Source organism: Phycisphaeraceae bacterium (assembly GCA_020851465.1).
In the GTDB taxonomy this organism is placed as follows: Bacteria; Planctomycetota; Phycisphaerae; order Phycisphaerales; family Phycisphaeraceae; genus JADZCR01.
On record JADZCR010000005.1, the window covers coordinates 339,401 to 349,909 of the forward strand.

The 10,509-nt window shown below is 57.0% G+C and carries 7 protein-coding genes; 3 read left to right on the forward strand and 4 right to left on the reverse strand.

Going from position 1 to position 10,509, the window contains the following annotated elements:
• The first annotated feature begins 111 nt into the window (after window positions 1-111).
• From IT444_06440 to ettA, 3 genes are all read left to right on the forward strand, one after another.
• Window positions 112-2,157 carry a hypothetical protein gene (locus tag IT444_06440; protein MCC7192407.1) on the forward strand — a complete coding sequence of 682 codons (2,046 nt, stop codon included), beginning with the start codon at window positions 112-114 and terminating at the stop codon, window positions 2,155-2,157.
• Between the two features lie 76 nt (window positions 2,158-2,233).
• Window positions 2,234-3,529, forward strand: coding sequence for a hypothetical protein (locus IT444_06445; protein MCC7192408.1), 1,296 nt, complete (start codon window positions 2,234-2,236; stop codon window positions 3,527-3,529).
• Between the two features lie 48 nt (window positions 3,530-3,577).
• A complete protein-coding gene (gene ettA, locus IT444_06450) occupies window positions 3,578-5,272 on the forward strand; it encodes an energy-dependent translational throttle protein EttA (GenBank protein MCC7192409.1) in 1,695 nt (564 codons plus the stop codon).
• Window positions 5,273-5,320: 48 nt separating this feature from the next.
• On the opposite strand, the gene IT444_06455 is transcribed toward ettA, so the two are convergent.
• The 4 genes from IT444_06455 to IT444_06470 are packed head-to-tail and all read right to left on the reverse strand — an operon-like array spanning window position 5,321 to window position 9,900.
• Window positions 5,321-6,103 (reverse strand): TIM barrel protein, encoded by a 783-nt coding sequence (locus tag IT444_06455; GenBank protein ID MCC7192410.1) that lies wholly within the window; start codon window positions 6,101-6,103, stop codon window positions 5,321-5,323.
• A 16-nt stretch (window positions 6,104-6,119) separates the two neighbouring features.
• Window positions 6,120-6,929 carry an alpha/beta fold hydrolase gene (locus IT444_06460; GenBank protein MCC7192411.1) on the reverse strand — a complete coding sequence of 270 codons (810 nt, stop codon included), beginning with the start codon at window positions 6,927-6,929 and terminating at the stop codon, window positions 6,120-6,122.
• Window positions 6,926-8,539, reverse strand: coding sequence for an amidohydrolase family protein (locus tag IT444_06465; protein MCC7192412.1), 1,614 nt, complete (start codon window positions 8,537-8,539; stop codon window positions 6,926-6,928). The genes IT444_06460 and IT444_06465 overlap by 4 nt, the downstream gene beginning before the upstream one ends.
• 23 nt (window positions 8,540-8,562) lie before the next feature.
• On the reverse strand, window positions 8,563-9,900 hold the full coding sequence (locus IT444_06470) for an aminotransferase class V-fold PLP-dependent enzyme (protein ID MCC7192413.1): 1,338 nt from the start codon (window positions 9,898-9,900) through the stop codon (window positions 8,563-8,565).
• Window positions 9,901-10,509 lie beyond the last annotated feature (609 nt).

Here is a 10,509-nt window from a genome sequence, read left to right on the forward strand (position 1 = left end):
GCTCATCGAGATCGCATTCCGCCACAAATGAACATAATTACGGTATAAATGTCCGGCTTCAGGTGCTGGTAAAACTCACGCACCTGAGATGACACCAGAAAACGACGTTCCATGAAAATCCGGGCTCATTACTACGAACAGTTCGACGCTGACCACACGCGCGATATCCCTGCCGAAGCCTATGGCGGGTGGAAGTCAGATCAAGTCGAGATATCGCCGGCACACACCGCGCTGGTTCTCATGCACGCGACCGATTGCGGAACCCAAGCAGAGAATGCCGGCTGGTTTCGCGCCTGTGAAGAGATCCCTCGCACATACAAAGTTTGTCGTCAGGTGATGCCCGATCTTTTCACTGCGGTGCGCAGCGCTGGGTTGCCTCTCATTCATGTCGTTGATGGGGGTAACTACTATCAACATCTTCCCGGTTACCAGCGTGCGGTGGCATTGACAGGCTGGATCGAAAACTGGACACGTCGTATATCGCGCGATGCGACAGCAGATGCGATCGCCGCATTTCGGCGAGATCGCTCCTTTCCGGGCAAACACAATATAGCTGACATCAACCGTGCTTCTCCTCACTCGCGATTTTTGACGGAGGCTCAGCCTGTCGGCCAGGAAGGCATCGCTGCGACCAGTGATCAGCTCGATGCACTCTGCCGGGAAGCAGGGGTCAATCATCTGATTTACGCAGGGTTTAACATTGACTGGTGCCTGCTCATGTCACAAGGCGGCATGCTGGAGATGAATCGACGCGGGTACATCTGTTCAGCCCTGCGCCAAGCAGTGACAGCAGTCGAAAACAAAGAAACCGCCCGCCGTGAGTTGTGCAAAGAGATCGGTCTCTGGCGGGTGTCAGTCGAATTCGGACTTGTGTTTGACGTGGCGGATTTTATCGACACCCTCCAGCCGCTAGCCTCCGAGCGTAGTGCAGCCAGTCTTGCCGGACCCGGTCGCGCGGTTCCTTGTCAGATCGGTTCTACGTGGATCGAAGCGGATGGCGAGATTTATGGAGCCAAGCCGGACGAGACAGGCCCGCTCGGTGGCGGCAGTGGCTACAAACGCACGATCAGTTCCGGAAACGTCACAGTCAAGACCGTAGATGAACTGGTCGCAGCTCTCGCTCTGGCAAAATCGGGTGATGTGGTATTCGTCGATCGTGATGCAGCACTCGACATCACCGAGTACGTCTATCTCGATCCATCGTTTGCGATTCATGTACCTGCGGGAGTGACGCTGGCGAGTAGTCGTGGCCACCAGCGGTCAAACGGCGGATTGATTTACAGTGATGCCTTGCAAACCAAACCGATGATCGAAGCCCTCGGCCCCGATGTTCGCATCACCGGCTTGCGGCTCCGTGGTCCCGACCCCCATCGACGACTGGCGTTTCACTATCGCGCTTTCGTCGCACCTCTCGATGCAAACAAAACCGAAACTCGTGACCAAATCTATTACAAGCTGCCGAACTCCGTCATCATTTCCTCGAAGCATGACAACCTTGAAGTGGACAATTGTGATATCAGCGGTGCGAGTTGTGCTGGCATCATGCCTCAGGGTGGAGTCGGCCACCATTTCCACCACAACTATATTCACCACAACCGGCGGATGGGGCTTGGCTATGGAATTACCATCCAAAACGGCCAGGCATTAATTCAGCGCAATGTCTTCCGCGACAACAAACACCATATCGCGTCCGCCGGAAGACCCGGCTCCGGCTACGAAGCCTGCCACAATGTCGTGCTTCCCGACAGCGAGCCTAACGTACTCGACGGCAAGCCTTATCGTCAGGACCATCAGTTCGATGTCCACGGAGGGAGTGATCGACAAGACGGCACGGACATTGCCGGCGAAAAAGTGTTTGTGCATCACAACACGTTTCAGCATCATTCGATGGCACTCTGCGTGCGCGGAGTACCGCAGAAGACAGCGGAAGTTCACCACAACTGGTTCCGTCATGAAAAAGCATTGACGGTTGATGCTTCCGGTGCATGCGGCCAGCCGCTCAAAACCGTCAATCTGGAGTCGCCTCTGGATTGGATTGTCGTCATGACAGAAGGCAACACACGAGTGTATGACAACGCCTACGGCTCGCCGCCTTTACCGCGTCTGGGGCTTGATCAAGTGAGTGTGAAGGAAGCGACTTTGCCAAACCGTGTCTGATCTTGTCGGGAGAGTATTTCCCATCCAAACAGGTCAATTTTAATTTTCCGGATTAACCATAAACCAAGGAAACCATATGAAAGCTGGATTTGCTCGTGTCTGTGTCAATCCGCCGCTGGGCGGCATGTTAGAAGGTCTAAGCCTCAAAATCCCAGCGGTCAGCGTGCACGACGACCTTTACGTCCGTGCGCTGTATCTGACACACGAGGGCAAAGATGTTTTGATCATCGGTTGTGATCTGTTGTTCTTTGAGCGGAGTGATATCGATCGGTTCAAGGGAGCGATCGGCCGACGGCTTTCATTGGCACCGTCGCAGATTATGCTGAATGTTTCGCATAACCACGCGGGGCCGCGCCTTACCCGCTGGGCTTACGGCGGCCCAGCCGACCCGCTGTATATCGAACAGGTTGAGCGGGCGTTGATTGACGCCGCGACGAATGCAGCCGGTAACTTGCGCGAGGTGGAAATCCACTCCGGCATGACGCATACGAAGGTGCCTGTCAGTCGGCGTCACCTGGATGCAAAGGGCGAAATCCAGTGGCGCCCTTACTTTGCGGGTCGGATCTGCGATGCGTTGCCCGTAACGATATTGAAGGAGCGCAACGGGTCCGTCGTCAGCGTGATGTTTTCCGTCTCCTGCCATCCGTCGATTTGGTATGAGCCGGAATACTCCGCTGATTTCCCCGGCGTCGCGCAGCGATTGCTCAACGAACATTTCAATACTCAAGGCGCAATCTTCCTCCAGGGTGCCGCCGGCGATACCAAACCGCGCCAGGTCGCTGACGGTGAAACACGTTGGCGTCACGGCAAGTGGGAAGATGTCGAAGCCGCTGGAAAAGAAATCGCCGATGAAATCATCGCGTTGGCGCGTGGCGGATTAACCAGACAGGAACCGGAAATCCGCTGGCATTACGAGGAGATGCATTGGCCGATGGCACCATTGCCGTCACGTGAAGACTTGTTGGTCGAGCAGACTGGTAACGGCAAATATAAGACCCCAATCGCTACCGCATGGGCGACGGAGATGATTGCGCGGCTGGATCGCTTTGGAAAACTGCCCCAATCGGTGCCGGTCGGTCTGCACGCCGTACAGATCGCCAAAGGTGTTCGGCTGATCGGACTTGAAGGCGAAGCCGTCGCCGAGTTGGGACTGATCACTCTCAAGGTTTATGATCGAGGAATCACATTCCCCTTGGGTTACACGAACGGTACGCAACTCTATCTGACCGTCTCGCGCATGAGTAAGGAGGGCGGATATGAGTTCGATAGCTTTTATGAATATCACTGGCCCGCACCGCTGGCTCCGGGCGGCGGCGAGTTGCTCGAGGAAACACTGCGACGGTTGCAGGGCAGCGGGAAAATCCCGAACTGATCGGGCATAATCCAGCTTTCGCCTTATCTCGAAAGCTGCTGATTGACCATGGCCAATACTCCCGAAACCTCCACACGGATCATCTATTCGATGATCGGCGTGTCCAAGCGTTACGAAAAAAAAGAAGTCCTCAAGGACATCTACCTTTCCTATTTCTACGGCGCGAAGATCGGCGTGCTGGGACTGAACGGCGCGGGGAAGTCTTCGTTGTTGCGCATCCTCGCCGGCCTCGATAAAAACTTCGAGGGGCAGGTGCAGATTTCGCCGGGATTCACGGTTGGTTTTCTGCCGCAGGAACCGAAACTCGACGATGACGCAACCGTGATGGAAGTCGTCCGTCAAGGTGCGCAGAAAACACTCGACCTGATTGAGGAGTTTAACAAGGTATCCGACCAGCTTGGCGAGTCGATGACCGACGAGAAAATGAACAAGCTCCTCCATCGCCAGGGAGAGTTGCAGGAAAAAATAGACCAGATCGACGCATGGACGCTCGACTCGCAGCTTGAGCATGCCATGGATGCGCTGCGTTGTCCGTCAGGTGAGACGAAGATCAAAACGCTGTCAGGCGGTGAACGACGCCGAGTGGCACTGTGTCGCCTGCTGATTGAAAAGCCCGACATCCTCCTGCTCGATGAGCCTACCAATCACCTCGATGCAGAGTCGGTCGCATGGCTGGAGCAGCATCTCCAGCGATACGCGGGCACGGTGATCGCGGTCACCCACGATCGGTATTTCCTCGACAATGTAGCGGGCTGGATTCTGGAGCTTGATCGCGGTCAGGGCATTCCGTGGAAAGGGAATTACACCTCCTGGCTGGAGCAGAAAAGCGCAAGGCTGGCTGTCGAGGAGAAACAGGAATCGAATCGCCAGAAAGCGCTCAAGCGCGAACTGGAATGGGTTCGCCGCAGCCCGCAGGCACGCCAGAGCAAGAGTAAGGCCCGGCTCGATTCCTACGAAAAAATGGTGGCGGACCAGCAGGAGTCCCGCGCTGCGGAAGTGGAAATCTACATTCCTCCCGGACCGCCGCTGGGACGACTCGTGATCGACGCCCAGGGCGTCAGCAAATCGTTCGGCGATCGCCTGCTGTTTGAAAATCTCACGTTTTCACTTCCCCCCAACGGCATCGTCGGCATCATCGGCCCCAACGGCGCGGGAAAGACAACACTTTTCCGAATGCTCACAGGCAGTGAGACGCCGGACTCCGGCTCTATCCGCATCTCAGAGACCGTGAAGCTGGCTTACGTCGATCAATCGCGTCAGGTGCTGCGCGATGATCTGCCCGTGTGGTCGGCGATCTCGGATGGACAGGAGGTTTTTAAGCTCGGCAAAATTGATATGAACGCGCGTGCTTATGCTGCGAGATTTTCCTTTACCGGCTCGGATCAACAGCAGACCGTCGGCACGCTCTCAGGTGGACAGCGCGGCAGGGTTCACCTGGCGCGGATGCTCAAAGCAGGCGCGAATGTGCTTTTGCTCGATGAGCCGACAAACGATCTGGATGTCAACACCATGCGAGCTCTCGAAGATGCTCTGGAAAACTTCGCCGGCTGCGCGGTGATCATCTCGCACGATCGTTGGTTTCTCGATCGATTGGCGACACACATTCTGGCGTTCGAGGGAGATTCGCAGGTGAAATGGTTTGAGGGCAATTTCACCGCCTATGAGGCCGACCGCAAACGTCGCATGGGGGTGGAGGCTGATCAGCCGCACCGAATTAAATACCGAGCGCTGACGCGACGGTGAGAAACACACCGCGACAAGCCGCTGTGCTAAATAGTCACGGGCGAGGGTTTATGCAGTGACCGAGCAGATCTTGAATGCTTCGGCAAGCGCAGCCATTCGATCACCCTTGGGAGTAAACTCATGGGCGACGAACCCGGTATATCCGCTGGCTGCGATCGCGCGGCAGATGGCGGGATAGTTCAACTCCTGATCCTGATCGAGGTCATTGCGGCCCGGATTGCCTGCGGTGTGATAGTGGCCGATGTGGGCTGCGTGCTGACGGATCGTGCGGATCACGTCGCCCTCCATGATCTGCATGTGATAGATGTCGTAGAGAAGTTTGACTCGCGGACTCTTCACACGATTGCACATCTCCACACCCCAGGCGGTGTGATCGCATTGGTAGCCCTTGTGGTCCACCTTGGAGTTGAGCAGTTCGACATTGAGATTGATGCCGCACCGCTCCGCCTCCGGCGCAACACGTCGCAGACCAGCCGCACAGGTTTCAAGTGCCTCTTCCTCAGACTGACCGGGGTTGCGATTACCGCTGAAACAAATCAGGTTGGGAATTTTTCGACTTACCGCCGCCGCAATTGATTCTCGCAGTTCCGCTTCAATGCGGTCATGTTGATCGCGCCGGTTGAGTCCGTCTTTGAGCGATTGGTGACCGCACATGCTTGCCACGGCCAGGCCGTGGGCGGAGGCAGCGGCACAAAGTTCATCGAAATCGGCATCTCGAAACCACAACTCGATGCCGGCAAATCCGATCCGAGCACCTTGACGGCAAAGCTCATCCAGACTCATTTCCGCGGTCTTGAAGAGGGGATAACAAAAGGACTGGTTGATTTTCATTGCTTGATTCCAATATTCAGCGGAGCGATTGCAATAACCACTGGAGAGCGACAGGGAAAGTTATCAACGGATCGTCGTGGCCGCCACCCGGAATTTCCTGATACCTCAGCGCGGGATGGGCCTGCAGGCGACCGATCAGACGGCGGGATTGCTCGACGGGAATAATCTGATCGGCGTCACCATGCGAGATGGCAATGGGCATCGTCAGGCGATCAGCATTTTCCAGAGCACTGTGCGCGTGGTACACGGCTGGATGGGTTACCGGTGTGCCGCCATACGCAGCGGTAATAGCTTGATGGATTTGTTCTAAAACGGGAAGTTTGTCGGCATGAGCCTGGCACCAGTGCCAATAGCTGGATAAATCCGTTGCGGGGCAGAGGGTCAGCACTCCCGCAACCTCTTGCGGAAAAAGACAGGCAAAAATCAGCGCGCTGGTGCCGCCCATTGAGCCGCCCACGAGCACGATCTTGCTCGCACCGTGGGTCTGTCGCAGAAAGTTCAGTAGTTGATGTAATTGGGTGGCAGCCGACGGTCCCATCCAAGCGTTGCCGCCCAGATTCGGCGAGAGAATACCCACACCGGCTTGTCGCAATGCCGGCAGCCATTGCCTGCGAATATCCTCACGGGTGTAGAGTTGATCTCCGCCCGATCCGTGACCGTGGAGAAATACCGCCCAGGTATCTGAGTTTGAGCCGGGTTGCAGCAGCACCCAGTCAGGAGCGAACTCTGTCGATCCGGGAATCTCCAGACGCAGGATTGGCTCGCCAGCCCCTTCAGCCGCGGGGTGATCCCAATGCTTCGCGGTCAGCCCCGCGATCATCCTCATGCTGTGGCTCCGCTCGGATTGAGACTGTAGCGTTCCAGCACACGTCGGAGATTTCCGCCGAGGATCAGACGTTTTTCCTTTTCACTGATGCGAGCAAAGAGTATCGGTCCCAGCCCCCAGGCAATGGGCAGGTCCGTCAAGTCGGAGCCGAACATGAATCGATCCGCACCGATTGCCGCGACAACCTCTTCCACACATCGCGGCGGATGCACCGGACAGGTGCAGACATAGAGGTTGTCATATTTCTTCATGACCTGGGCATAGGCCGTCGTTGTGTGACCGGTAAAAAAGCAGGCGTCAGGATAGGTGCGCACGAGTCGCTCCATCTGTGCTGCGCCGCCCCAGTAATGGTTGAGGATGATTTGCCGCTGCTCGTGTGCCCACTGGCAGGCGACATCGATGTTAGGCCCTTCTTCCGGGTAGCCCTGGTAGGAGGGAATCAGCTTGACGCCGCGCATACCCAGTTCGGCGCAGCGTTCCAATTCACGGCGCATCGCTTCAGGACCACGATGCGGATTAAGCATGGTGAAGCCGACAAAACGAGTCGGGTGGCGGCGGATGGCCGCGATCACCTGATTGTTGCCGTAAATCTCGTCAGAGAAAACACCCGACAAACTGAAGACGCAAACTTGCTCCACGCCCAGCCGATCCATCTCGCGGACCATGTCATCAACGTGTCCATCAGGTACGTGATAGTGCGCAGAGCTGTCACCCAGATGCCCGTGGTTATCGTGGATATGGATGCTTTCGGGCCGGTGTCCTGTGCGCCCCCACGCGACCAACTCGTCAACAGGCGGCTTAGGCTCAACTTTCGGATGTTCAGGCTTGCACCAGCGGATCAGACGACGGAGATTGTCGCCGGCGATCTGACGCTTGGCCTGGTCGTCGATCTCCGCGCAGGCTACGGTTGCGAGTGTGGCAGGCTGGCCCAGATGAGGCCAGTTGGACCCAAACAGCAACCGTTCGCTGCCAAAGCGTTTCGTCAGGTACTCGATGCCGTGATGCAGCCAGTAGCAGCTCAGTTCCAGATGCAGATTTGGGCAGGCTTCCATCGCACGGTAGAGCGTGCGCTGAGTGCGGCGAATGCGGAACTCACTGACGATGACCGGCAGTGTCGGCCATCGCTTGCACAGGGCGACCACCGCAGGCCAGTCCGAGTGATCTGCCGCCAGCCAGCCGGGACCGATCTCATCAGGCGAGATAAACAGCGGAACACCGGCTTCCGCCAATGGTCCCAGCAGGTCATCGACACACCAGTCGGTGAGCGGGTGGTAGTACTGATTGGGTAACAGGTACACCGCCGCGACTCGGTGCTGACGCATCTGGCGGATCATTTCATCCGGCGCGGGCATCTCGTTAGTGCCCGGCGGTAAAGCAACCCACGCCGGATGCAGACGGGGGCTCCGCGCTGCTACCTCAAGGATGCGCGGATTGCCGTCCTTCGGCGTCGCTTCAACGCTGAGGCAGTCGAGCACCAATGCCTCAGCGACTCCGTGATGATCCATGTCCGCCAGCAGATGATCGACGCTGTACGGACTCAGATCGTCGGTGGTTTGCTTGCAATGCAGCCCGACTTTGCATCGCGCGTCAAAAAAATTCCAGTTGGTCACGGTTGATACTCCGGTTGATTCGATCACCAAGACCGCGACGCTCGTCCCGGCGTGGCGCAGGCGGTGAACACCTTATTCATAGCCGTAGCGATCATGTCACAGTCCCGCTGCGTCCACCACTGGTCGATGTTGACCGCCACCTCGCGGCGGTAGAGGTCCATACCCACCGGGCAGCGATCGTGTCGGCTGTGCGGCGCGAGCGATGCGGCCAGCGGGAACATCTCGCTCGACAGGTGCCAATCCGGCTTTGACGTGGGCCCCAACGAATAGGCGGGCACGCCTTCGGCCTGAAGTGCCGAAGTCACGCGCTTGCGCAGTTCATGCGTCTGCGGGTAGAATCGGAGTCGATATCCGATGAGGCCCGCACGGTCGTTAATCAATTGAGGTGTGATGTCGGTGCAGGATATCAGTTGTTTGGTGATGCGCTCGTAATTCGTGCGGAATCGGTTGACGATGCCGCCGAGCTTATGCAGTTGCACGATGTCCACCGTCGCTTCGAACTCGGACATGCGGTAGTTGGTGCCGACAAACAGTTCGCCTTCATAGACAGGCGGAGCGAAACGGTCGGGTCTCCAAAGCCCGCCGCACTCAGCGAGCTGGTTAACGCGATCGAAGAGTTTGGAATCCTTGGCCAGCACCAGGCCGCCTTCGCCGCCGCCGATGATCTTGTAAGCCGAGATGCTGAAGCATCCCAGGTCACCGATGGTTCCCACGTATTTCCCCTTGTATTTCGCTCCGGGGGACTGCGCACAATCTTCGACTACCTTGAGTCCTTTTCGGCGTGCGATGTCCATGATCGGATCAAGATCAGCAACCATGCTCCAGTGGTGGGTGGGAGCGACGGCGACGGTATTGGGGGTGATGCACTCTTCGATTTTCTTCGGATCCATCTGGAGCGATTCATCGACATCGCAAAACACGGGAGTCGCACCGGTGATCGCCGCTGCTGCGGCCGTGGCCATGAATCCCAGAGCCGGCACGATGACTTCTTTGCCGCGAGTAGCACCTGCCGCGACCATCGCCGCGTGCAGAGCGCCCGTACCGGAACTCAAACCCAGCGCGAAGGGTGAGCCAAACAATTCCTTCGCCGCCGCTTCGTACTGCGAACCTGATGAAGGCGAGGGGAACGACGTGATGTATTTGCCGAAGTTCGGCCCTTGCCCCAGCAGGTCGGCATCACTGACCGTCGCCGCCAGTCGTTTGAGAGCTTCCGGCGTAAAACCGAATCGTTTGGCGATCGCCAGAAATTCCTCCACGCCGATCTTGGGCTCCGGTTTGGCTTCAAAGCCGGTGACAGCTTTCGGGCCGCCGTCGATCGCCAAAGTGTTTGACGACTTGGAAGGAGAAGTAGTTGCGGTCATCGGTTCGCTCCTGAGGAGTGTGTAAGTTTGCAATCGTCTCGCCGAAAACGTCCTGCGGATCGGCAGGCCAGTCGCGACGAACATCATACATCCAATTTCTGTTTGGTAAGGCATTTCGATATGACAATTCACACGTCGTCACTGGTTCACCCTTCGCGGACGGACATGCGGCGCAATGCAGAAACCGGCATAGCAAGTACCGAAACGGATCGGCACGGATCGACGAACATCAGCGGATGAAATCGGCAATGCTCGTGATTTGCCGAAGGAAGGGAAGTGGTATGAAGCAGTCCCGAACAATACGAGCGTAATCAATGACCCCGACAGCATATGAAGGCCATGATATGGCGGAATTTATGGCAGTTTTGTCAGGGTTTTCAGGCTGCAAAATCGGCTAAGACTTGACGTGATTGTGACTTGCGGATGTCAGGATCGCTTGACCCTGACATGGACGATTCCGGGACCGAGGCCGGTCCTTCCGATGCCCCCATCCCCTACCTATATGCCATCTCTCTAAACCTGAAGAACGGCGGCAAGCTCGTGTTTGGCGAGTTGGCCCATTACGGACTCGGTATGCTGCAGGATTATGCTCAGCTCTTCGCACTGGCA

What these genes read in the sequence shown, in the direction of transcription:
- IT444_06440 (MCC7192407.1), top strand. Translation starts at nt 112, where the DNA reads ATGAAAATCCGGGCTCATTACTACGAACAGTTCGACGCTGACCACACG.
- IT444_06445 (MCC7192408.1), top strand. Translation starts at nt 2,234, where the DNA reads ATGAAAGCTGGATTTGCTCGTGTCTGTGTCAATCCGCCGCTGGGCGGC.
- ettA (MCC7192409.1), top strand. Translation starts at nt 3,578, where the DNA reads ATGGCCAATACTCCCGAAACCTCCACACGGATCATCTATTCGATGATC.
- IT444_06455 (MCC7192410.1), bottom strand. Translation starts at nt 6,103, where the DNA reads ATGAAAATCAACCAGTCCTTTTGTTATCCCCTCTTCAAGACCGCGGAA.
- IT444_06460 (MCC7192411.1), bottom strand. Translation starts at nt 6,929, where the DNA reads ATGAGGATGATCGCGGGGCTGACCGCGAAGCATTGGGATCACCCCGCG.
- IT444_06470 (MCC7192413.1), bottom strand. Translation starts at nt 9,900, where the DNA reads ATGACCGCAACTACTTCTCCTTCCAAGTCGTCAAACACTTTGGCGATC.